This window comes from Oceanobacillus halophilus (assembly GCF_003628505.1).
Lineage (GTDB): Bacteria > Bacillota > Bacilli > Bacillales > Amphibacillaceae > Oceanobacillus > Oceanobacillus halophilus.
In genome coordinates this window covers 38,426-61,169 of the sequence record NZ_RBZP01000020.1, presented here as the reverse complement: position 1 = coordinate 61,169, position 22,744 = coordinate 38,426, and the positions used below count along the sequence as shown (strand labels likewise).

The following is a 22,744-nucleotide window of genomic DNA, read 5'->3' as shown; positions in this document are numbered from 1 at the left end:
GGTAAAAGTGAAATTAGAATTTTTACGTATGTTAAGCAGAATGGAAATGGACCCAGCTAGGATGGATCTTTTATATGGTTTTTTTAATACGTATTTATATTTAAATGCGAAGGAGGAAGAGCAAATGGCTGAAGAAATTGCAAAGCTCCCTAAAGAAGAAGCAAAAAAGTTATTTAAAAATCCGAATGTGTACTATGAGAAAGGGAAGAAGGAAGGGATAGAGGAAGGAATAGAAAAAGGAATAGAACAAGGGTTAGAACAAGGAATAGAGGAAGGAATAGAACATGGTATTAAAAAAGTAATTACTAACATGCTTCAAAAGGGATTTTCTGATGAAATAATTGCTGAAGTATCAGGTGTTGATAGGGAAGAAATAGAGAGAATAAAAAAAGAAATGGATTTGTGATTGGTGAGTGAAAAGGTTAGTCCTTTATTACGCAAAAGTGGTTGAGAACTGGGGGATTGAACACGAAATTATGTTAAGCAGAATGGAAATGGACCCAGCTAGGATGGATCTTTTATATGGTTTTTTTAATACGTATTTATACTTAAATGCGAAGGAGGAAGAGCAAATGGCTGAAGAAATTGCAAAGCTCCCTAAGGAAGAAGCAAAAAAGTTATTTAAAAATCCGAATGTGTACTATGAGAAAGGGAAGAAGGAAGGGATAGAAAAAGGAATAGAACAAGGGTTAGAACAAGGCATTAAAAAAGTAATTACTAACATGCTTCAAAAGGGATTTTCTGATGAAATAATTGCTGAAGTATCAGGTGTTGATAGGGAAGAAATAGAGAGAATAAAAAAAGAAATGGATTTGTGATTGGTGAGTGAAAAGGTTAGTCCCTATTACGCAAAAGTGGTTGAGAACTGGGGGATTGAACACGAAATTATGTTAAGCAGAATGGAAATGGACCCAGCTAGGATGGATCTTTTATATGGTTTTTTTAATACGTATTTATACCTAAATGCGAAGGAGGAAGAGCAAATGGCTGAAGAAAATGCAAAGCTCCCTAAAGAAGAAGCAAGAAAGTTATTTAAAAATCCGAATGTATACTATGAGAAAGGGAAGAAGGAAGGGATAGAGGAAGGAATAGAAAAAGGAATAGAACAAGGGTTAGAACAAGGAATAGAACATGGCATTAAAAAAGTAATTACTAACATGCTTCAAAAGGGATTTTCTGATGAAATAATTGCGGATCTATCAGGGGTTGATAGGGAAGAAATAGAGAGAATAAAAAAAGAAATGGAATTGTGATAGATGAGTGAAAGTATTAGTCCCTCTACATCACTTAAGTGATAGAAAAGTGGGGGACTGGCACTTCATTTCTAATGTGTGGTAATTTCATACCTAGTGAGTTATCATAACCTAAAAACGTAACAAGTTTTAGAGAACGTATGGATAACCATAAGAATGATAATCGTGAGTCTATGGATGATACCAAAATGAAATGATGATCTTAAACGAGGAGGGATGGCAGTGGTTAATTATCGGTTAAAGGCTCAATTGTTAGAAGTGGTAGATAATCAATTAAGTGCAAATGACCCGAAGTGTACGAAAAGGACTTTAACTAGATTACTGGATATTGGTTATACAAGGCAAGAAGCAAAAGAAATGATTGCTTCTGTATTAGTCGAGGAGATTTTTGATGTTACCAATAATAAGAAATCTTATAACGAAAAACGTTACTGCAAAAAACTAGAAAAATTGCCAGAGTATGTAGAATCTGAGGATTTAGTCACAGAAGAGAATGTTTCATCACCAGTTATTAATGAACAGAAAATCGGTAGAAATGATCCTTGTCCTTGCGGTAGTGGGAAGAAGTATAAAAAGTGTTGTGGATGATGACGTAGGGAGTATAGGGCTGGTTCTGTTGTTATTTAATTTTGCCGGTATGATAACTACATTTAAATTACTAGACTGGTAGATGCAGCACTATTAAATATCGTTTCTACAGTGAATAATAATATTTACTAGCTACATAAATGGGGCAGTCCCTCCTCCCTTCACTATCGTGATAGAGAAGTAAAATTGGGACAGCACCAATTTCTGCTCCTTTAAACTTGGCTGCAAGTGTTTAAATTGGAATAAATAAAAAGTGTAAAAATCACAAGTATTGTTGTATAACACTTGTGATTTTTTTGCAGAATTTCTATTTTTCCTCATAAAGCCTATTAAAGGATCAGTCCCCCACCTCACCAAAGTGACAGAGAAGAATGGGACTAACCTTTGGCCAAACCTAACTAAAATGGAAAACTCTCCCCACTCCCCCAAAAAATACCCAAAAATAACCAAATTTAATCCCACCTCCTTCCGATATTTTTCGATTATATATATGAAAGGAGGTTGAAGCGATGCAACGTCGGACGATGACAGTGAAAGAAACGGCAGCATTTTTAGGGGTACATACAGATACGGTCTATGATCTCGTGAAGGAAAATAAGATTCCCCATCTTCGTATTCGCAGCAAGATTTTGTTCTTGCCAGAAGTACTGGAAGACTGGATTCAACATCAAGCAAAATAAAAAATGTCTACCTGCCCATTTTTTAGTAGCTAAGGAATCTATGTTACCTGCTGGGAGTGGTCAGGGGATAGGTAGGACAGTTAAGAACAAGAATCGTAACTTATAGAGTAAAAAGAAGAAAAAATAGAGTAAAAAGAAGAAAAAAGAATAGTAGGAAAAGGGAGAGAATGTCCATGAATAATATAAAAGAAATGATTAAATTTGCCGATTATTTATTTTTAAATAACCTACCGTCCGATAGTATTTTATTATGGTATACGCTACGAAATATGAAGAGTTGGGTAAAGGGCAAAGAAAGCTTTCAGGTGCCTAATAACACCCTGATTAAGTTGACTGGATTTAAAGATAAGAAACATGTAGCAGAAGCTAGGAACATACTAGTCAAAAATAAATTGATACTTTACAAACCAGGAAAAAGGGGAACATTGCCAGTCTATCAATTTATTCCTTTTGATCAGTTTCTAGATCGTGACTTGAATGGTTCTGAGGAGGAAACCCAGAACCAATCCCGGGACCAATCCCAGGACCAATCTCAGGACCAATTTCGGGACCAATTCCAGGACCAATCTCAGGACCAATCCCGGGACCAATTCCAGGACCAATCCCAGAACCAATCAATCTCTAACTCTATATATAATAATCAATCAATAAAGAGAAGAAGAAGAGGAAGAAGAGGAGGAGGCGCGAGCGAGGAATTGCTTCTGGTGTTCGAACAAAATTTTGAAACGCTTCGCCCAATTGTGCAAGATGGGTTGGATAATTGGTGTGAGAAAATAGGCGAAGAAATTGTCCAAGAAGCGATTCAGTTGGCCGTCAAAAATGGAGGGCAGAAGTATAGCTACATCGAGAAAATATTACAGCAATGGGAAGCGAAAGATTTGCGTACGGTTCAACAGGTTCGTGAGTTTGCGAATAAACAGAGTAGTGCCTCTCATGTTGAGGACAAGTTTTCTGTCAGCGAGACATCATTGAGTTTTTCCTTTCTAGAGGGGATGAGCGCGAAGGGGGTTACGGTTGGATGACGAGAGAGGAAGCGATTCAAGTGCTAAAGACGATAGAAAATTTTTATCCGAAATATAAACTCACCAACGAAAAGGCAAGCCTATTGATTCCCTTCCTTCTGCCAATGGATTACCAGGGGGTGCTGTATAAGCTATCTCAATTTGTCGCCGCACACGCCTTTGCCCCAACTTTAGCAGAGATTGCGGTGTATCCAAAAGTACCCAATACATACTTAGACAACCTGAAGAAATGGGAGGAAGAAGCAAGCCAGGTTCCACTAGAAACGAAAAGGAAATTTAACCAACAGTTGGAGAGACTGCTGAAGGAAAAGGCCTATCATGAACATTCATAATTACGAAGCAGAGGCTACGTTACTGGGAGCTATTATGCTTGATGGCTCCTTGTTTCGAGGGCTGGAGGTGCAGGAGGAACATTTCTATCATCGGAAGCATCAACGGATTTTCCAAGCGATGAAAAAGGCGGTGGATGAGAATAGAAAGATTGATTTAGTGACAGTGACCACGATGCTCGGAAAGAGTATTAAAGCAGTGGGGGGAACCACTTATTTGTTGGAGATGGTCGAGTCTGTTGCTAGTACGGCATCTTTGAAACATCATGAACAGTTAATTTTTGATGCGTATCGGTTGAGGAAGACGACGGAATCTGCCAGGCGTTATGTGACAGATCCCAGTGAAGAGGGGTTGGAGTTGCTTATCAAACAATTGACCACTTATCGAGAGATTGGTTCGAGTGGTCAGGAGAAGACAACTTATGACTACTTGATGGAAATCAGTCAGGAGCTCACCTCTTCAACCCCGGTTCAAACAGGGAATAGGACGGGATTATCCGAATTCGATCAGATGACCGGTGGCTTGCAAAAAGGAGATCTCATTATTGTGGCGGCAAGGCCATCCGTTGGGAAGACTGCCTTTGCCTTAAATCTAGCAGCGGGACATTGCAAGAATCAAGGTTCTTCGCTAGTTTTCAGTTTAGAAATGGGAACGAAGCAATTGCTGAAACGGATGCTTTCTTCAGAAGGGTTCATTAATGCTGGGAAATGGCGGAACATGGCGTTCTCCATGGAAGATTATGACCACGCTTTTCGTGCGATTGGTGAAGTATCTGACTGGAAACTAGCTATCTATGACACGAAAAATACGTTATCTACGATTCGATCTACCATCCGAAAAACGGTGCACGATCAACCGGATGATTCCCATTTGATTCTCATTGACTATTTGCAATTGATTACCCCATCTACCTTAAGAAAGGATCGTCGGGATTTAGAAATTGGGGAAATTACGAGAGAGCTGAAAATGCTCGCGATGGAATTACAGGTGCCCATTGTTCTGCTTTCCCAGCTATCAAGAGGCGTGGAATCCAGGCAGAACAAACGCCCACTCATGTCCGATTTAAGAGAGTCCGGAAACATTGAACAAGATGCCGACGTCATTTCCTTTCTGTATCGGGATGATTACTATCAGAAGGTTTCGGATAAGCCGAATATCATGGAAGTGATTCTATCGAAGCAGCGGAATGGACCGACCGGGACGATTGAGTTAGCGTTTTTGAAGGAGTACGGGAGATTTGAAGAGGTGGGAGTGGGAGACAGCTGATAGCACAGGAATGGAATGAAGATGATAAGAAGGTGATTTATGTTGTTTTTCCTATTAAAAATGTAATATAAAATGACCTTCAAATGAAATAGCAATTAAATTAGCAGTTGTTCTCGGCACAACAGTTGATATTCTTTTTAAATAATAAGCTATAATATTTAAGCTAAAGGATGCGATAATTCTAGAAGGATTAATACTACTATTTGTAGAATTTATTGTAGGAGAATAGGTTTGTGCAATTAGATATGAAACATTAACTGTTTTACAGCGTATGAAAAAGTAGATTCTTTTAGGCAGGAACTCTTAACAAGTTTTGGTACAGGATTGTTTAGGGAGCGTAGAGTTTCGTGAAAAGATTTGTATCAGTAACAATAATGATCGTATTAACCAGTTTAATTCATGAATGGGCAACTGCACGAATGGATTTTGAATACAACATGTTTAGTGACTCATTTAATCTGTTGTCTTGGAGTCTTGATCTAGGCATTTGGTTGGTCATATTTATTCCAATTTACTTTGTTTTTAAGAAAGTTATTTTTAAAAAAAGAATCAACAAAATGAGGACATAATAAAATTTAGTAGAAGGGGGAGTAAATTGGATTTTCGGTACGTCTATTGACAGGTGTCGTGATCTTAATCTTTTTCTTAGCGTATGTGAAAACAACTAAAGAACAGAATTCCGATGAGTAATCCTGATTGTTTCTTAATAATGAAAGAAATAGTTTTCATATTAAGAACTTAATAAAAGCTAATGAGACAGAATAATTTAGTGATGGAGGGTATAGGATGAAAGAATACTTTACCATAGGAAGTGAAAAATGGACAATTACAGTGAAATGGTGCATAAAAATTGGATTGGTCATGGGCTTAATTGCTGGTGCTTCGGTTTTGTTATAGTTCATTGTTGCTAAGGAGTTCCATCAAATAGAATTATAGTGGGAAAGAAATAAATGTGGCCAAATAAAACAGGTCTAATTCATGGAGATGTACATGCCGGGCATATCATGATTGATACGGATGCGAATGTGACTGGATTGATTGACTGGACCGAAGCTAAAGTAACAGATATTTCGACTGACTTTGTTTTCAATTATAAAGCATTTGGAGAAGAAGGTTTAGAAGCATTGATTCTTGCATATAAAGAAGCAGGTGGCTACTACTGGCCAATGATGAAAGAGCATATTATCGAACTTGATGCGGCATCCGCGGTATCCATCGCTGAATTTGCAATCGTGTCTGGCATGGAGGAGTATGAACAAATGGCAAAGAAAGAGTTGGGAGTCCTTTGAAAACTTAAAGCCCTTAGTCTGAAAATATAATGCTATTGGGATCGGTTTACTGGAAGAAGAAATAGTAAAGGGAGAATCTGTTTAACTATCAGGCCATTAAGGGGAGGTAGATTTTTGTGATTGGCTTCATAGAAATTATTTTTCAGGTATCAGGAGTTGTGTTGTTCCTATGTGCCATTTATTATTATCTTCATTTTAAGAAAATCAAGAGGGAAAGAAAACTAACAACAGTAGAGCTTAGCGTCTACGTTGTAACTCAAATTGCATTTTTTCTATTAGGAAGTAGTTATTTGCTGCTGCTTTTGGATAAAGGTCATTAATCAATCGAGGTGGTGTAAAAGAAGCTGTCGCCAATTAATTGTGAATTAATAACATTAACAACTAGATACATGTGTTTACGTTTTAAGAGCGAGAATAAATATTAGGAAGTTCTCAAAACGAATAAGTATTGATTATAAGTAAAGTGTGGGTGAGTATGTGACGTTCATAATCTTGGGTATATTGCTATTGGTATTCTTTGTTTTTGTCTATGATTGTGGTCGGGAAGCAAGTAATCAATCTGAATGATGAGGAGCGAGATGATGTGATAAGACAAGTGTATCATTATGCTGTGGCATTTATTACTTTGGTGATGGTTATTGGTGGTGGGGTGTTTGCTTTTATGGCAGTGGCAGACTATGTTTCCCCAGGTACTTATACGGAAACCTATGAAGAATTTAAAAACATGAGAGAGTATAACCCGAAATTTGAAAATAATGAGGAAAAAGAAGAGATCAGTGAAGAAGAACTAAAGAGACAATATGATGTGATGGTTGAACAACGAATCGAAAATGAAAAACAACGTGCATTAAATAGCTTTGTTAAAAGTTTAGGATGGATTATTATTCCACTACCTATTTTTATCTTTTTCCAGCGGAGAATTAGCCGTGAGAAAGGAACTAAATAATCAATGTAAACAACGGCGATTGTCCAATAGGGCAATCGCTGTTATTTAAACATAGGAAACGTTACCCCATAATTTAGTTGGCAGAACCCCGTCGTTTCCTCTATACTATCAAATTCCAAATTCCTGGTTGTTAAATTGACCGCATGGAAACCCTAAAACTTCAAATCCTTGTTCTTTATAAGTATTATAGATTTCTTGCAACTCTTTAAATTAGTCACTCAACCCACACTTACTAGCAGTATTCACAATAAGTAGTGGTTTTCCTTCAAAGTCTTTTAACGATTGTTCCGCTCCGTTTGCCTTTTTAACATTAAAATCATAAACAGTAGTCAATATGATTCCTCCTTGTCATTCGTTCGACTTTGTTTTGCCATTTATGAGGCGAGTAGCCAATTTACTAAACTATATTCTAAAGCACTTCATCCCTTTGGTATTACCTATCCTCAATATTTAGTTTTATTAGCTCTATGGGAAAAGGACGGGCTAACAGTTAAGGAATTGGGCGAGCGATTGAATTTAGGTACGGGAACATTAACTCCAATGATTAAAAGAATGGAAGCCAATGGTTGGGTGAAAAAAAAGCGTAGTGCGAGTGATGAACGGAAAGTTTCTATTTTCATTCAGCCAAAGGCATTAGAAGAAAAAAGTGCGATCAATCAAACCATTTCCAGCGAAGTGCGTTCCTGTAATATTGAATTAGCTGAATACGAACAATTGATGACTCAGTTAAAAATACTTCGTGGAAAACTGCAGAACTGGAAATAGTGAATATGAGCTGTTTTAAATAGAATATGGGAACTCTGATAACTTGTGGAGTTCCTATTGTTCAATCCCAATAGTTAAAATTATTTGCCCTAAAGTCCCAGGCTTCCAACATTCAATTTATTTTAACTCGGCACTACTTAATTCCGTGTTGCTTTTAAGATGATGATTAAAAGGAACATTTAGTTCACCTGCATCTATTATTCGGTAGAAGGATGAAAATATTGAAGACATTGATTTTTCAGACTCTCAATTTGACGTTGCATCCGTTCATTGGCTTTTCATTATATTACCTCTTTTAAAACAATGTCCCGACAAAATTATCCTATTCGATGAGAAGAATAAGGACTATGGTTTAATTATTCATGATGGTGGAACGTCAAGTATCGGAATAGATTTCTGTCCATGGTGTGGTGCGAAACTATAATTTTGGATACTTTCTTCTTCAACTATCGGTTGCGTTAACCCAAAATGAGTTAACGCACTTTTTTTCAAATTTATTGTAGTAATAGGGCAGAAGATGAATAAAAATGTTGACCTTTACGTTACGTTAAAGAGTAATATAGTTAAGTAAAATTAACTTATACGGAGGAATTATCTAAAATGGTTGACAATAACACAATAATGGTTCTTGGTAAATGTATTGAATGTAGGGCCAAGGAAACAGATGGATTCTCCTGCTATGAGATGTTTCAATTTCCACTGGTTTGGGAGCATAATGACCCAGAATTATATGCTTTACATTTTTGGCTCGTTTCTTGCTATATGATTCAACACCCCTCTATCTATACTGAAGAAGGGTATAAGCTCATGGTGAGATTATTCACTGAAGCGTATGATAATGAGTGGCCCACGGAATATATTCTTAGAAAAGATCGAAATCTCATGACTAAGATAGATAAAATAACAAATCCACTGCCAAATAACAAAAGAAAACGTATATATAGAAATTGGTCCATGACGATAGAGGATATTTATATAACTGGAGAGGAAAATGCGATAAATAAAATAAAAAAATGGAAAGAACAAGTTAGAAAGGATTTAGAAAAATAATACAGATTACTCATTCAACTAACTGGTGCGATTGCGAAATAAGGGCAGTCGCTTTTTTACGAACGGGGCAGAGTTGTTTATTATTCCTTTGTAATTTATGTAACATATATATTGAATTATGTAATATATATGTTACTATACTTGTGAGGAGGGATTACATCGTTTGAAAAATAAAGTAAAGATTGCTCGTGTTCAAGTTGATTTAACTCAGCAACAATTAGCTAATAAAGTTGGTGTTACTCGACAAACAATTAGCTTAATTGAAAAAGGAAGTTATAATCCAACCTTAAAGTTGTGTCTGGAAATTTGCTATGCGGTAAATAAAAGTTTGGATGAAGTATTTTGGATAGAAAAGGAGAGTGGGGGTGAACAATGAAAAAAATAAAAGATGAACGTTTAATTTTGATAAATTTAAAGAACATTCGTTTTGCATATATTATTCAAACCCTCGGTATTATTGGCATTTTAGGATATGACTTAGTTACAAAAGGATTAAATGGAATGAGAGAAAATCCTTTATGGATTGTTTTCATGGTATCAATTGTTGTTTCTGCTTATCTATCAATGAATGTTAGTGTTGACCATGAAAATAATGAGAAATCATCAAAAAAAGGGTTATTTATATCATTGGTTATAGTGTCTTTGATTTCAGTTATGATTGGTATCCTAACATCATTAAGTGAGGGTTTTACCATTATTAACGGGATAATTATTGGTGGAATATTGTTTGTTTGTGGACTTGTTCCAGTCCTCTATATATACTATTTACGTAAGAAACGGCAAGAAGATAATCCTGATGAGTAAATATAAGTTTTTTATTACGTGATCAACTAGCTGTAGGACCCCGCTTCAAGAATTCGAGATACTTCAAGAAATGTAAGTTGGGAATTAACAGCCAGTAAGCTCCTGATTCGTTTAGAGGCCTTTAGGTCATCCCATGTGGTGCTAACAATCAGTGGTGGAAAAAGAACCCCCCTCCACAGATTGAAGATTCATTTTATAAAACTGGGCAAGAAGGAGCTGTGTGAAACTAGTTTGGCTTTCATGAGGAAAGCGAAAATCATTTTGAAATTCCTGATCCCCGCCGCGTTACTATTTTGACGCAGTAGAGATCAGGAATTTTTTGTAGGTAAATATGTCACTGTGTGATATACTCGCGTTATGACATATAGCACGTCGTGACATATAAAGGGGGAAAGATATGACAGAACAAACGGATAAAGTAATCAAAAAATATGTGCCCATGTCCGAAACAGCTTTTTATATTTTATTAAGTCTGTTTAAACAACCGCAGCACGGTTATGGGATCGTGAAATATGTGGAGGTTATTACATCAGGTCGATTGACGCTCGGTTCAGGTACAGTCTACGGAACGATTACGAAGATGCTGAAAGATCATTTAATCGTCGTTTATGCCAACGAAGAACGGAAAAAAATTTATGAAATTACTGAGCTGGGTAAAGTGGTTATTCAACGGGAAATGACCCGACTGGAAGAGTTGTATACGAATGTTATTGCACACCGGGGGGATAAGAAATGAGTGAAAAATCGATTTGGAAACCGTTTTGGAGCTTTCACATACAGAACACGGAGCAATGGATTGGAGAGATGGAAAAAAAGGGATACACCCTTACTCGTTTTCAGCCTAAATTAAGCCACTTTACATTTACAGAGGAAGCGCCATCTCATGAAACATTTGCTATATCTTTTGATCGTAGTCGCCAGCACCCTCTACCAAATGCGCTTAAGGTAGACGGTTGGGAAGTGGTGAATAAACATGGGAAATGGGCAGTTTATGGTAATGCTAGGCAAAAGGAAGAAGTAAAAACGTCCATTGTTCGAGATAATTTAGAGGCAAGAAATAGCAAAATTGTAACTTTTTGGTGGATATTTTTCATCTACATCATTTTCTCTATTGCTTTGCAAGCTGGGTTGTTACTGCCTGTCTATTTAAGCGGTGACTCGTTTACTGTAACCCGCATCGAGAGTCCAATGTGGTTCCTCACGTATATCATTTTTGCCGGCCAGTTCGTTGTGACACTGATAGGGATCTATTCCCTCATTACGCTCCAAAGAGAATCGAAGCGTTTGTCAGAGGAGGACGCTCAATCTCAAATCTTGGTACATAATGAGGATAAACCAACCACTTTATCAGTCGAACGACAAAACAAGTTTAAATTCGGCTGGATGTATGCTCCGGACAAACTTGAAAGGTGGCTAGAAGAGAAAGAACAGTTGGGCTGGCACCTTACCCACATCCGTAAAGGAGGATTTAAGTTTCAGTTTGAGAAATCCGATACGAAGTTATATGCATATAGCGTCCTTTTTGAAGGGAGAGCAGATAGAAACGCTCACGCTTTTCATGGTGAAGCGGGGTGGGAGCGAGTGTATGTCTCAGGTATGTCCTGGCAACAATGGTCAGTCTGGCGACAAGCCTATTCAGAAGGAAAGGAAAAACCCGAGATTAATGACGATCCTGAGAGCAAGCAACGGGCAGCGATGCGTGTGGCAAAAATTCATACGTTGATGTTCGCACCTATTATATTTTTATTCGGATTTAACTTCTTTTCATTTATGCTTCCAGATGCATTGGAACAAGGCTATTTTTCTATCTCAGGTATTGAACGGTTCAACACAACTGTTTATCCTTTCATCATGTTCCTATTTTTAATAAATATTCTGCGAGCATGGGCGTATTATTTTAGAGTAAGAGGTCAATAGAATCGGATTAAACATCCATAAATCATGAAATAAACAATTAGAAATATCGAACGAACGGGGGGGCAATAGTACAACAAGGCGGTCTGAAAATGATCGTCTTTTTCTTTTCACAAATACAATAACTAATCGAATATTAGGTTAGCATGGAAAGGCGATATTAATCCTAACCGGCAGTAGAATGAAATAGGAAAAGTTTAATTCTACTAATCGAGAACGCTATTTGCTTCTTTGGTAGTTATGCGTCATTGAAAGTTATTCAATAAGAGCAGTCGCTTCTGTTAATGGGCAAGTATGTGGGATATAAAAAATGACAAATTCACGGAATGAGCTACTTTTACTAAAGTAACGTTCTTTAAATCACTTTAAGAGAATAAATTTAGAAAGGGAAAGTAGGAACTAGGAAGGGTTTGATGAACATCAAGGTTAGGAATTTTTATTATCTGATTGCAGGCGTCCTTGCAATTCTGTTTGCCTTGACGCACGCATGGAACGGGCATTCCACTGTGCTACCGAAGCTCAACATGGAAGCGATATCCGTAGGCACTCAAACAATATTCACATATGTCTGGCACATCATTACGGTGGAGAATCTTGTCTTTGGTATCGCTTTTATTATCATGTCATTTCACACTGATCAATCAAAAATCCGTTTTTCCGCATGGTTGATTGTGACTATTCTAATCATCCGATTGTTGGTTATTCTTGGAGTAACGGCATCTTTGGAAGTGTCGGGGCTTAAGGACACACTTATAGATTCGATTGCCATCGTAATATATGTGGCGCTCATTATACTTGGCATAAGAATGAAGAAAAGCAGTTAAATTAAAGTTGTATCGTATTCTCACTTTTGGATAATTTTTTAAAAAGGGTGTTTCGTTGTAAAACAGTGTAGCATTAAACTTAAATAAACTATATTTAATAACAGCTTTTCTGAAAATATAAACGAACTTCTCTCTTTATCCTTTCTAGAATTTACTTCAAAATGCGGGTCTAATAGTTAAACATAGTTTCCATGTGAGTTTTTATGTCAGTTTAAAAATATGTGAGGTGTTCCATGATTAATATACCACTTCGAATAAGATTTAAAGAATTACTTGTTGATTTTGTGGTCATACTTGCTTATTTACTCTTATTGTTGATTATCAACCTTGGAATCATTTATTTCATTCTAGACGGAATTCCAGAATATACAGAAATGCAAACGCAACTGATAGCCGCATTTACGTCCGTAATACCAATCATCCTTTTATTTTCCTATTTAGACTACTTCAAAAGTGGAACTGTAGGAAAAAGAGTCTCTGGGCTTAAACTGATATACAAAAAGCGTAGATTCATTTCAAGTTTAACAAGAAACATCATCAAGTTCTTGCCTTGGCAGTTAGGACATATAGGGGTTATTCATGGAATGTATAGTGATTTTTCCATCACTTCTATTGTCATCATGAACAGCGGGACCTTACTTGGTTTAATATTGCTGTTTATGGGATTATCCAGTAAAGATAAAAGGCATTTGGGAGATTTGCTAGCAGGCACTAAGGTAGAGTTACATTAAGCTTTTTTATACATGTACGTAGTGTTGGGTTAGTTATTTCATCATATAGTTTTTGAGCCATGTGTGCGTTAATCAGAGAAGGATTAACGCACTTCAGCTTTTAAAATAGGAGCAATATAGAAGGCAACTAACTTTTACAGGATCTGAGCCTTTCATCATTAAAATAGCTAACGTTAAATTTAAGGGGGAGAACATGATTGTATATATATTTTTTTACCAAAGGCTCTTTTCGTATAGTTCGTTGCTTTTGATGTTTTACAGTTGATAGAAACTCCTGATCTATTTAATTAAGAATAGTTTACTCTCGCTTACACTGATGAAAGTTTTGTGCTAGGATTCGCTCCGGCAGAATACTTCGCTTTCCGCGGGCACGGCCTCAGCCTCCTCGGAAGAAAACCACTTCCTGCGGGGTCTTCGGACACGTGCTTCTCCCGCAGGAGTCTCCGCATCCTGTCTACGCTAAGATAGATGCAAAAATATTTTTGAGATCATAACTCATCGAAACACGTTTAAGACCGTTATATTATTCTTGTAAACAACATATTTTTGTTTATACAAGTAGAGCAGACAACATAGCGAAGGAAATACACGGAGACTCCTTGAAAAAAGAAGACCACTTTTTTCTGCGTGCGATGTAACCCTGCCGAAGCGTTCCTTGTCCTGCGGGAAGAAGAGCATCGGTGAGACTACGTAGTGAGGGAACTACTTGTATAATCTTCCTTGTTCCCTTGCGCCGAGAAAGCCCGCTTCGAAGCACTACTGGAAGACGCAGGCGCACACGCTTTTCAGCACGAAGGAGGCTCACCAGCTCCCCGCGGAAAGCGGAGTGTATTTCCGTAGCGGGTATAGAGCGTTATTCTGAATTAAAGATATGTACAGTCTATATAAAATGTAATGTAACAAAAAAACAACAATCTTTTAGAAAAGAGCCTTACGAAAACAGCATGAATCAATTAAAAGAATCGGAATGATCGCTTGGATAACACTAAGTGTATATTTTATTTTGGAATATATTGTTATTCGAGCTACTATTGTTCCCTATAATATCCTGAAACAGCCGATGAGTGACCTTGGTGTGACTTCTCGTGGAGTAGAAACCTATGAGCTCGCACTCTATGAAATTTGTTCCCCTTATCATCTATTAATGAATTGGACGTTTACAATGACTGGAATTCTTACATTGGTTGGTGCTATTTTTCTGCATCCATTTTGGCCGAATAAACGGGGAACAAGAATTGCTACGGTGTTATTGGTGGTATTCGGTCTCAGTTATGGTGTCTCAGGCATTTTCCCAGCCGACTTGAATTTTCTCATTCATACATTTGCTTCTTTGCCAGGGATGGTTGTCCAAGTTCCTGCATTAATTTTAATCGGACTTGCCATTCGAAAGCCAAAGCCGAAATTATCCAAATGGACGTTCTTCAGTGTGTTTCTTACGACGGGCAGTCTTATACTAATATTCCTCCAGCCAATGTTTCCCGTATTACCAGGAGGGTTGCTGCAGAGAATCCTTTATGGATCTGTCTGGTTATGGATGATTGTAACGGCGATAGTACTTTGGAGAAATAACGAAGTATCCCGATGATTTCATTTCATGTAAGGAGATTAGAATTTTATATTAGATATCTCTCAAATACATACAACTAGAGGGAGAAAAAATTTAAAAAATAGAAGAACAACATGCTTATATGGTGACTTATCTTGAAAAAAAGGTAGGGCTAGCAGAATTCGATGATGAAAAAGAGATGGAGGAATTTAACAAATAATCTGACTATTTATTAGAGGAATTGGTAGAAGAGCATGAAGACGAAATTGAAGTGTTCATGGAGTGATTGATTCCAAAATCGGGCGCGAATTATTTAACTCTAGGGTGCATACCTTGAAGATGGGTAAGCACCCGTTTTTGTTGAATAGGGAAGGTATTTTCAATAACAAGGAGTGTTGTGGATGAAACCAAATTCAGTTACACTCGTAATTATATAGATTACATAATAGGGAAAAGGGAGCTTAAAATTGGATGAAGTATGATTTTTGCTATGATGTGCCAACAAGAATCACCTCAAACATTGAAATGGATGTATTAAATGAAGAGGGGAAAGTAGTCTATTCTTTACAGAAGTATCATAGAAATATTTGGCAAAAACTACTAGCTTTACATTTTACCACTTGGTTTATAAACATTTCGATAAAAAATATGGAAGGTTCGGAACTTGAAAAGGTTGAGGATATTGGAGTTGCAAAACGGAAGTGGCTATTAAAGGGTTCAGCCAATACAGAGGAGTTAGTATTGACGGATATCAGTAAGTTTAAAATGACTGAAAGAATATTGCAATTCAATGTAGATGGCAAAAACTACATAGTTTCTAAAAAGGCAAATACCAAACAAACAATATTATATGAAAACTCTGATGCTATTGTAATTATGGAGGAAAGCGGAAAGTTCCCTCTACGAAAAAATTATATCTATTTTGTGAAAGAAAGTAGAATGCCAGAGTCAGCAGTAATATGTATCCTTCACTTATTTGAGATTGGAGTATAATCGAGAAATGTATTCTAAGTGTGGAATTAGAGCATGCGCTTTTTCTTGTACGACTGGATCCGAGGTGTTTAATAGTGAAAGTTTTGGATTTCTACTTCGTACGTTAATAAAGAATAAAAAATTTGGAGGTTTACTAAAATATGGAATACATTCTTATCATTATAGCTTTTCTTATCATCATCCATTTGACAGCTAAGGTGGATAAATTAGAAGGTCGCATCAAAGGGATCCAATATACCTTAGACCAAGTAACCAAACAATTAAACCTGCCAGAAAATCCAATAAATAATGAATTACGTAAACTAATAAAAGAGGGGGAAGAAGTAAAAGCAGTTAAAAAAGCACGGGAAAATTTAGGTCTTTCACTGATAGAAGGAAAAGAGTATATTGATAGATTAAAATAAATGATTAATACATAAACTGAGAGGTGTGATAGGTCGTACTTTAAGTAACGGCTACTACAGCATAACAACAGCTTTTCGTTGTAGTGGTATGAAGGAGAAGAGTTAAGGAAGTTTTATCATGCAGGGGGTCAAATATGTTTAGGGAAAGCATCAGATTTCCATCCATATTTTTTGTGGTATCTATTATTTGGCAGTTCATTTTTGATAGAGAAGTTAAATGGGTTGACAATATAGGGATTTGTTTACTGATGTTCTTGTTTATTTTATTTTATAATTGGTCGAAAGTACCCTATAAATGGGAGAAGGACCATCATGACCAATAAAAAGTTTTCAAGGGATTTTTTTGCTAATCGGGGCTTATCTTAAAGATACGGAGGAAAGCCCTTTTTAATTGGAGGGGAGTTAGATGAATAGGGTAGATATGTTACTGACGACTTTGTTCCGTGTCATACCTTTTCTGTACGTTAAGGATAGATTCGTTCAAAAGAGGCGGAGGATTTAATGTGAGTAATAAAAGGAAAAAAGTCATTATGTGTGTAGTCGGGGTATGTGTGTTATCTGTTCTAATAGTAACTTGGTATTACCCCTATTCTTTTATCAGTATTCATAAAAGTTACTCTTTCACACCTGACCCAGTTGTTGTCGATGAATATAGGAAGGATGTAAATGAGTTTAAGCGTTCGTATGAAAAAGATTTTGATCAATTAACAACGGGAAGTAAGTATGATCTAACCATTGATTTTACTCAGTATTTGCTTCCACTTTTTGAACAAGATTGGTTAGTCAGTAAAGGACCTGTAAAAATGAGTAGGAAAGATTTGGACAACATTTTATTCGAAGTTAAAAACGCTAGAAAGACTTTATTAGGACTTATAACTAAAGAAGACTATACACAAGAACAAAGGCAATATTTAGTCCATAGTATTGAAAGTTTATTATCTCTAGAAGAAGAGATCGATACGATAAAAACTGGGAGTGCGGAATCAAGAAAGACATTAAAAATTCAATTTAGTAATCTACACGGGAGTTTTCAAAGCAGCTTTATGACGTATGAAATTTTTTATGAGAGGTCACAAAAGGATTAGAAGTCTTATTTAAAGGTGCATTCCTTCAAGGATATGCTACAGGAAAGACAACGGAAGAAGAAAGATAGGAGGGAAGATTTGTGGAAAAAAGATACAACTTAGTCTCTTTTTATTTAATACTTGTTTGTTTCGGATTAGCAGTCTACTCTTTGTACTCTAATCTTAGTCATATTTGGCTCATTGCGCCTCCCAATTATATTTTATTGATAATTAGTTTGTTAGCTTTTATTTTAGGGATTTTAGGCTTTAAAGATAAAAGAAATTGGCGAACGAAAACGAGAAGTTGGGTAACCGTAATTATCTCACTTTTATTGTCTGTGGTTCTTTTTCTAGCTACTTTGTTAACATTATTGGCTTCTTCTTTTGGAGCGAATGAACACATTAAAACTGTACAATCCCCTGATGGGAACTATACCATTGAATTTTATCGTTATGATGCAGGGGCAGCAGGTTCCTTTGGAATAAGAGGAGAATTAAACGGACCACTTTGGTTTAAAAAACGAATTTATTATCGTGACAAACAAGAGGAAGTGGAAGTGGAATGGAAGAATAATAGTACGGTATCGATTAACAATCACAGCTTAAAAGGAAGGACAAACGTACGGATATTAACTCGGGGGACAAGGGGACAGGTTAATTGTCCCCTTTATATTCTTAATCTTAGTGGGACAAGGTACCTGTCCCCGTGTACCTCCCCGTGTACCTCCAAAAGGATAGATTGGTTTAATAATTTGCTAAAAAATAAGGAAATAAATGTTTGGTTTAAAAAGGCCAAACGTTTATTTCCTCGGTAAAGATGCTTTCCTATTAATCTATCAAAATCATTTATGGTGTAAAACAATTATATGCTCATTACGCCGCCGTTTGATGCATTTGTTACTAACTTTGAATACCTTCCTAACCAACCGTGTTTAATCTTCGGTTCAAATGTTGGTAGGTTTTTCTTTCTTTCTTGTAAAACCTCATCTGATAGGTCAACGTTTATGGTACGGTTTGGCAGGTCAATCGTAATCGTATCTCCATTTTCAATTAATGCAATTGGCCCACCTTCTGCAGCTTCGGGCGAAATATGTCCGACTGAAATTCCGCGTGATGCACCAGAAAAACGGCCGTCTGTGAGAAGTGCAACTGATTTACCAAGTCCGCGTCCCATGATAGCAGACGTTGGAGCGAGCATCTCAGGCATACCTGGTCCGCCTTTTGGTCCTTCATAACGAATGACGACAACATGTCCTTCTTTTACTGTACCGTTATCAATTGCTTCTTGTGCTTCATCTTGTGAGTTAAAGACAACGGCTTCACCTTCAAATACGTTAATGCTCGGGTCTACCGCACCAACTTTAATGACCGCACCCTCTGGCGCTAGGTTACCGAAAAGAACGGAAAGGCCACCAACTGGGCTGTACGGGTTGTCTTTCGTACGAATAACTTGATCGTTCGTGATTTCATATCCGCTAACAAGCTCACCCATCGTTTGGCCTGTAATCGTCAAACGTTCTGGGTGCATGGTGCCCGGAATTTTCGTTAGTTCATTAATAATTGCACTGATGCCACCTGCTTTGTTTATATCATCCATCGAGATATCGGATGCCGGCATAATTTTTGCAAGATAGGGCACGCGTTCTGCGACTTTATTAATGTCTTCCAGGTGATAGTCAATACCAGCTTCATTCGCAATAGCTAACGTATGTAAAACCGTATTTGTGGAGCCACCCATTGCCATATCTAATGCAAATGCATCATCAATCGCTTCTTTTGTAATGATGTCACGTGGTTTAACGTCTTCTTTCACCATGCGAACGAGATGTTTGGCAGCTTCATAGATTAATTCCTTTCGTTTTTCACTTGTTGCGACAATCGATCCGTTACCAGGAAGTGCAACACCTAACATTTCCATTAAAGAGTTCATCGAATTTGCTGTAAACATTCCAGAACAAGAGCCGCATGTCGGACAAGCGTTTTGTTCAATGAAGCCGAATTCTTCTTCTGACATTTTACCAGCTTTTACCGCACCAACACCTTCAAAAACGGATGTTAATGACAAATTCTTCCCATCCTGGCTAATGCCCGCCTCCATTGGTCCGCCGGAAACAAAAACAGAAGGAACGTTTGTACGAGCTGCTGCCATGAGCATTCCAGGTGTGATTTTGTCACAGTTCGGAATGTAAAAGACACCGTCAAACCAGTGTGCATTAATGACCGTTTCTGCACTGTCGGCAATCAATTCACGACTTGGGAGGGAATAACGCATTCCGATATGTCCCATTGCAATCCCATCATCGACACCGATTGTATTAAATTCAAATGGAATGCCACCAGCCTCATATATGGCATCTTTCACGACATCAGCGAATTCACGTAGGTGCACATGTCCTGGGATGATATCGATATACGAGTTACATACCCCGATAAATGGTTTTTGTAAATCTCCTGGTTTTACTTTACCTGTCGCATACAAGAGACTACGATGTGGACCACGATCGAGCCCGATTTTGATTTTATCACTTCTCATTTTGCTCCCCCTTTAAAAAAACTAATTATTATTGTTATTTTAAGGGTTATGTTGTCTGCTGTCAATAACGTTGTATGACCTCTCGCTGATGATTCTAAAAAGAGTTTATTCTACTCCAAGTTCTTTCATTGCATGTAAAATATGAATCTTCATCGCACTTCTTGCCCCTTCTGGATTGCGGTTTTGCATAAAATCCATAATCATTCGATGGTCGCTGATGGTATCTTTGATTGCCATTTCTTTTTCAGTAGATAAAATAACGCCTTTGGCAATCGCTTGTTGAATGACGGGCATCAGTCTTTCCATAAATGCATTATGTGTCGCTTTCACGATGGATTGATGGAATTTATGCTCCAATTCCGTGCGATCTTCGTTGTTTTTTATTTTTTCTTCTATTAACAATCCGTAATCGATAATTCGTTTTAACTCCGCTTTACTCGCCCGAATTGTTGCAAGGTAAGCAACTTCTGGTTCAAAAATGAGGCGAATTTCATATAAATCTTTCGTGTTGATTTTGGCATCGGTAAGGAAGCTTAAGGACTCCATTTTGTTGATATCGACGTCATCTTTAACATATGTACCTTTTCCTCGGCGGATTTCTAAAATGCTGTTTGTCACAAGAATGCGGATTGCTTCCCGTAAAGTTGTCCGGCTAATATCAAGTTCTTCGGATAGCTCCATTTCGTTTGGAAGTTTATCTCCTGGTTTAAAACGTTTTTCTACTGTAATCATCGCAATAATGTCGTTTGCAATATGGTCCGATAACCTTTTTTGAATCATATCCTTTATCACTCCTACTGTTTCGTTTTTTTAGTATAGCATATTGTTCTTAAAGTGAAGTTTTAGACAAGTGGTACTATTGCACGAAGTACTCGTTTAGATGATTGGGGAATCAATGGAATAATAGGACTAGATATATTTCTGAATGGTCAGTCTTATCAATGATTTAGGGAAATTAGAATTTAAAACAAAATTAATCATGCAGATACATCCTGGTTTGAAATAAATGCTATAATGTATGTATTAAAGAATTGCTTTAGTGAAGGAACTGTTGCTTTAGTGACAGTTCCTACTGTTGTTGTAGTAACGAATCAGAAAAGCGGAAGACGTTAAATGTATCTTTGTTAAAATATATCGAGGTTATTTACCATTCTACAAAATAGATAACCAAAGAAAAGGAATAAGGAGGTTTGCACATGAAAAATGTTAGCCAAGAAATCCAAGATATGTCCATTAAATCCTTGGAATCAACTTTACATAAACTTTCAAATGCTTATAATAGTATGACAGAAAAAGGTGCAAATACAACCCTTGTTAAACAGAGGCGGAATTCCGTAAAGGTTGGGTTGGAGAGCCTCAAAGACGCTTGGGGTAGGGGAGACTTTTTCTATGATAGAGAAAACATTTTGACTTCTAAAGATATTCTACGCGGTATTATGCCATCAATAGAAAAACAGATAGCAAAAGCAAAAGAAGGCAGTTCCCAAAAAACATTAAATGAGCGTCGTTTAATTGCAATTAAACTGGCAATCGAATCCTTGGAGAACCGTCTTAAATAGATTCGTGTAAAGAGGAAGTTGAAAAGCGTTGTCTTGTTTCATACAGAGAATCAACGAGAATATTTTCTGAATATTATGTTATAATTAAAGCGTAGTTTTATTGAGCTAACGTAGTATCGTCTTGAATGGATGTAGTTTGAGGACAATAACAAAGAGGTGATTGGAAATGCCTACTTGTAAAGAATGTGGAAAACAATGGATGTGGAAACAAACCGTAATAACACTATTTCGATTTCGACTGAAATGTCCACATTGTGGTAAAAGACAATATCTGACACCTACGTCAAAGATTAGAACCGGCATGTTTGGTTCCAATAATAGTCTTGCCTATTTACGAATTGTTTAATATCTCATGGTGGCAAATTGGTGTTTTGATGACACCTGTGCTCATTGTTATTTGGATGGCTTATCCTTATATGATTGAAGTTTCGAACGAAGATAAACCTTTTTGGTGACATAGCATTACCGCTACCTGGTAATGCTATTCCTAGTAAAATGTGAGTTTAGTGAAAGAGTTCAGCAAACGGGCCATTTGATGGAAGGATGAAATAGAGGTGTTTTCATGTCAAAAGTCGTACGGTTTTCCATTTTGATGCTCTTTATTTTTATGGCTGGGTGCAGCAGTATTTCCAAATATGATGATAACGAAGCAGCAGCCATTGTAAAGGGACAAGAAATTACAATTGGTGAATTACGGTTTTTATATCCCGATGATACGGCGTTGGATTACCTTGATTGGGCAATAAGAGTAGAGTTGGTAAAACAAAAGGTAGAGGAAATGGGCCTTGATATTTCCGACAAATTAAGTGAAGAAAGGGACGGTGGCTGGTTCGGGGAACTTCCTCCTGCAAATACAAAAGATGAAGGCGGAAAGCAAATTCGTAAGTTTGCCGAATCACAAGCCCAAAAATTAGATATGAAACCAGAAGAATTTCAACGGGAATATGCAAAAAAAATAGAGGAACAAAATGCTTATATGGTTACTTATCTTGAAAATAAGGTAGGGCTAGCAGAATTCGATGATGAAAAAGGGATGGAGAAATTTAACAAAGAATCTGACTATTTGTTAGAGGAATTGGTAGAAGAGCATGAAGATGAAATTGAAGTGTTCATGGAGTGATTGATTCCAAAAATGGGCGCTTTTCTTGAATAAGAAGTGTCCTTTTTATATGCCCTTCCCATT

General features: G+C 37.0%; 29 protein-coding genes and 3 pseudogenes. 29 read left to right on the top strand and 3 right to left on the bottom strand.

Features of this window, described 5'->3' with window-relative positions:
• The 11 genes and pseudogenes from D8M06_RS16790 to D8M06_RS16725 form a co-directional block, all read left to right on the top strand.
• Nucleotides 1–406 (top strand): RpnC/YadD family protein (locus tag D8M06_RS16790; RefSeq protein ID WP_479680829.1); only part of this gene is annotated, 406 nt, incomplete at its 5' end.
• A 7-nt stretch (nucleotides 407–413) separates the two neighbouring features.
• Complete coding sequence (locus D8M06_RS16785; RefSeq protein WP_147404990.1) at nucleotides 414–818, top strand: RpnC/YadD family protein; 405 nt, start codon at nucleotides 414–416, stop codon at nucleotides 816–818.
• Between the two features lie 3 nt (nucleotides 819–821).
• Nucleotides 822–1,253, top strand: a complete 432-nt coding sequence (locus D8M06_RS16780; RefSeq protein WP_147404989.1) for an RpnC/YadD family protein — start codon at nucleotides 822–824, stop codon at nucleotides 1,251–1,253.
• Nucleotides 1,254–1,769: 516 nt separating this feature from the next.
• A pseudogene (locus D8M06_RS16770) lies at nucleotides 1,770–1,841 on the top strand (SEC-C metal-binding domain-containing protein); the annotation flags it as partial.
• Nucleotides 1,842–2,350: 509 nt separating this feature from the next.
• Nucleotides 2,351–2,521 carry a helix-turn-helix domain-containing protein gene (locus tag D8M06_RS16760; RefSeq protein WP_121205734.1) on the top strand — a complete coding sequence of 57 codons (171 nt, stop codon included), beginning with the start codon at nucleotides 2,351–2,353 and terminating at the stop codon, nucleotides 2,519–2,521.
• A gap of 173 nt (nucleotides 2,522–2,694) precedes the next feature.
• Nucleotides 2,695–3,543, top strand: a complete 849-nt coding sequence (locus D8M06_RS16755; RefSeq protein ID WP_121205733.1) for a DnaD domain-containing protein — start codon at nucleotides 2,695–2,697, stop codon at nucleotides 3,541–3,543.
• Entirely contained in the window at nucleotides 3,540–3,875 is a 336-nt protein-coding gene (locus tag D8M06_RS16750; protein ID WP_121205732.1) for a hypothetical protein, read from the top strand. Before D8M06_RS16755 ends, D8M06_RS16750 begins: the two co-directional genes overlap by 4 nt.
• Complete coding sequence (dnaB, locus tag D8M06_RS16745) at nucleotides 3,862–5,139, top strand: replicative DNA helicase (RefSeq protein ID WP_241558977.1); 1,278 nt, start codon at nucleotides 3,862–3,864, stop codon at nucleotides 5,137–5,139. Before D8M06_RS16750 ends, dnaB begins: the two co-directional genes overlap by 14 nt.
• A 950-nt stretch (nucleotides 5,140–6,089) precedes the next feature.
• Nucleotides 6,090–6,428, top strand: a pseudogene (locus D8M06_RS16735) (phosphotransferase); the annotation flags it as partial.
• 116 nt (nucleotides 6,429–6,544) lie between these two features.
• Nucleotides 6,545–6,748 carry a hypothetical protein gene (locus tag D8M06_RS16730; RefSeq protein ID WP_121205729.1) on the top strand — a complete coding sequence of 68 codons (204 nt, stop codon included), beginning with the start codon at nucleotides 6,545–6,547 and terminating at the stop codon, nucleotides 6,746–6,748.
• A 263-nt stretch (nucleotides 6,749–7,011) separates the two neighbouring features.
• Nucleotides 7,012–7,374: a hypothetical protein gene (locus D8M06_RS16725; protein ID WP_241558976.1), complete on the top strand. Its 363-nt coding sequence runs from the start codon at nucleotides 7,012–7,014 to the stop codon at nucleotides 7,372–7,374.
• Between the two features lie 47 nt (nucleotides 7,375–7,421).
• Here the strand turns inward: D8M06_RS16725 and D8M06_RS16720 are convergent.
• Nucleotides 7,422–7,707: pseudogene (locus tag D8M06_RS16720) on the bottom strand (redoxin domain-containing protein); the annotation flags it as partial.
• A 12-nt stretch (nucleotides 7,708–7,719) separates the two neighbouring features.
• Here D8M06_RS16720 and D8M06_RS16715 point away from each other — a divergent pair.
• The 15 genes from D8M06_RS16715 to D8M06_RS16650 all read left to right on the top strand — a co-directional run bounded on the left by D8M06_RS16715 (nucleotide 7,720) and on the right by D8M06_RS16650 (nucleotide 18,284).
• Nucleotides 7,720–8,139 (top strand): MarR family winged helix-turn-helix transcriptional regulator, encoded by a 420-nt coding sequence (locus D8M06_RS16715; RefSeq protein ID WP_121205728.1) that lies wholly within the window; start codon nucleotides 7,720–7,722, stop codon nucleotides 8,137–8,139.
• 220 nt (nucleotides 8,140–8,359) lie between these two features.
• A complete protein-coding gene (locus D8M06_RS20475; protein WP_421904649.1) occupies nucleotides 8,360–8,563 on the top strand; it encodes a DUF6980 family protein in 204 nt (67 codons plus the stop codon).
• Nucleotides 8,564–8,739: 176 nt separating this feature from the next.
• A complete protein-coding gene (locus D8M06_RS16710; RefSeq protein WP_121205727.1) occupies nucleotides 8,740–9,189 on the top strand; it encodes a DUF5946 family protein in 450 nt (149 codons plus the stop codon).
• Nucleotides 9,190–9,352: 163 nt separating this feature from the next.
• Nucleotides 9,353–9,565, top strand: a complete 213-nt coding sequence (locus tag D8M06_RS16705) for a helix-turn-helix transcriptional regulator (RefSeq protein WP_121205726.1) — start codon at nucleotides 9,353–9,355, stop codon at nucleotides 9,563–9,565.
• Nucleotides 9,562–9,993 carry a hypothetical protein gene (locus D8M06_RS16700; RefSeq protein WP_121205725.1) on the top strand — a complete coding sequence of 144 codons (432 nt, stop codon included), beginning with the start codon at nucleotides 9,562–9,564 and terminating at the stop codon, nucleotides 9,991–9,993. The genes D8M06_RS16705 and D8M06_RS16700 overlap by 4 nt, the downstream gene beginning before the upstream one ends.
• Before the next feature lie 397 nt (nucleotides 9,994–10,390).
• Nucleotides 10,391–10,729, top strand: coding sequence for a PadR family transcriptional regulator (locus D8M06_RS16695; protein WP_121205724.1), 339 nt, complete (start codon nucleotides 10,391–10,393; stop codon nucleotides 10,727–10,729).
• Nucleotides 10,726–11,910 (top strand): DUF2812 domain-containing protein, encoded by a 1,185-nt coding sequence (locus D8M06_RS16690; protein WP_121205723.1) that lies wholly within the window; start codon nucleotides 10,726–10,728, stop codon nucleotides 11,908–11,910. The genes D8M06_RS16695 and D8M06_RS16690 overlap by 4 nt, the downstream gene beginning before the upstream one ends.
• A gap of 410 nt (nucleotides 11,911–12,320) precedes the next feature.
• Nucleotides 12,321–12,731 (top strand): hypothetical protein, encoded by a 411-nt coding sequence (locus D8M06_RS16685; RefSeq protein ID WP_121205722.1) that lies wholly within the window; start codon nucleotides 12,321–12,323, stop codon nucleotides 12,729–12,731.
• A gap of 233 nt (nucleotides 12,732–12,964) precedes the next feature.
• The gene (locus D8M06_RS16680) at nucleotides 12,965–13,462 is read left to right on the top strand and encodes an RDD family protein (protein ID WP_121205721.1); all 498 of its coding nucleotides are present in this window, start codon (nucleotides 12,965–12,967) and stop codon (nucleotides 13,460–13,462) included.
• A gap of 967 nt (nucleotides 13,463–14,429) precedes the next feature.
• Nucleotides 14,430–15,047 carry a DUF998 domain-containing protein gene (locus tag D8M06_RS16675; RefSeq protein ID WP_121205720.1) on the top strand — a complete coding sequence of 206 codons (618 nt, stop codon included), beginning with the start codon at nucleotides 14,430–14,432 and terminating at the stop codon, nucleotides 15,045–15,047.
• 432 nt (nucleotides 15,048–15,479) lie between these two features.
• The gene (locus tag D8M06_RS16670; protein WP_121205719.1) at nucleotides 15,480–16,001 is read left to right on the top strand and encodes a tubby C-terminal domain-like protein; all 522 of its coding nucleotides are present in this window, start codon (nucleotides 15,480–15,482) and stop codon (nucleotides 15,999–16,001) included.
• Between the two features lie 140 nt (nucleotides 16,002–16,141).
• On the top strand, nucleotides 16,142–16,405 hold the full coding sequence (locus tag D8M06_RS16665; protein ID WP_121205718.1) for a hypothetical protein: 264 nt from the start codon (nucleotides 16,142–16,144) through the stop codon (nucleotides 16,403–16,405).
• A gap of 134 nt (nucleotides 16,406–16,539) precedes the next feature.
• On the top strand, nucleotides 16,540–16,728 hold the full coding sequence (locus D8M06_RS16660; RefSeq protein WP_121205717.1) for a hypothetical protein: 189 nt from the start codon (nucleotides 16,540–16,542) through the stop codon (nucleotides 16,726–16,728).
• 180 nt (nucleotides 16,729–16,908) lie between these two features.
• Nucleotides 16,909–17,490 carry a hypothetical protein gene (locus D8M06_RS16655; RefSeq protein ID WP_121205716.1) on the top strand — a complete coding sequence of 194 codons (582 nt, stop codon included), beginning with the start codon at nucleotides 16,909–16,911 and terminating at the stop codon, nucleotides 17,488–17,490.
• 80 nt (nucleotides 17,491–17,570) lie between these two features.
• A complete protein-coding gene (locus D8M06_RS16650) occupies nucleotides 17,571–18,284 on the top strand; it encodes a DUF5412 family protein (protein WP_241558975.1) in 714 nt (237 codons plus the stop codon).
• A 47-nt stretch (nucleotides 18,285–18,331) separates the two neighbouring features.
• Here the strand turns inward: D8M06_RS16650 and ilvD are convergent, their stop codons facing one another.
• Together ilvD and D8M06_RS16640 are read right to left on the bottom strand one after the other, a co-directional pair.
• Entirely contained in the window at nucleotides 18,332–20,002 is a 1,671-nt protein-coding gene (ilvD, locus tag D8M06_RS16645) for a dihydroxy-acid dehydratase (RefSeq protein ID WP_121205715.1), read from the bottom strand.
• Between the two features lie 105 nt (nucleotides 20,003–20,107).
• Nucleotides 20,108–20,782, bottom strand: a complete 675-nt coding sequence (locus D8M06_RS16640) for a FadR/GntR family transcriptional regulator (RefSeq protein ID WP_121205714.1) — start codon at nucleotides 20,780–20,782, stop codon at nucleotides 20,108–20,110.
• Between the two features lie 416 nt (nucleotides 20,783–21,198).
• Between D8M06_RS16640 and D8M06_RS16635 the strand changes: the two genes are divergently transcribed.
• The 3 genes from D8M06_RS16635 to D8M06_RS16625 all read left to right on the top strand — a co-directional run bounded on the left by D8M06_RS16635 (nucleotide 21,199) and on the right by D8M06_RS16625 (nucleotide 22,681).
• The gene (locus D8M06_RS16635; protein ID WP_121205713.1) at nucleotides 21,199–21,561 is read left to right on the top strand and encodes a hypothetical protein; all 363 of its coding nucleotides are present in this window, start codon (nucleotides 21,199–21,201) and stop codon (nucleotides 21,559–21,561) included.
• 166 nt (nucleotides 21,562–21,727) lie between these two features.
• The gene (locus tag D8M06_RS16630; protein WP_121205712.1) at nucleotides 21,728–21,907 is read left to right on the top strand and encodes a TIGR04104 family putative zinc finger protein; all 180 of its coding nucleotides are present in this window, start codon (nucleotides 21,728–21,730) and stop codon (nucleotides 21,905–21,907) included.
• Between the two features lie 216 nt (nucleotides 21,908–22,123).
• A complete protein-coding gene (locus tag D8M06_RS16625; RefSeq protein ID WP_121205711.1) occupies nucleotides 22,124–22,681 on the top strand; it encodes a hypothetical protein in 558 nt (185 codons plus the stop codon).
• The last annotated feature ends 63 nt before the right edge of the window (nucleotides 22,682–22,744 follow it).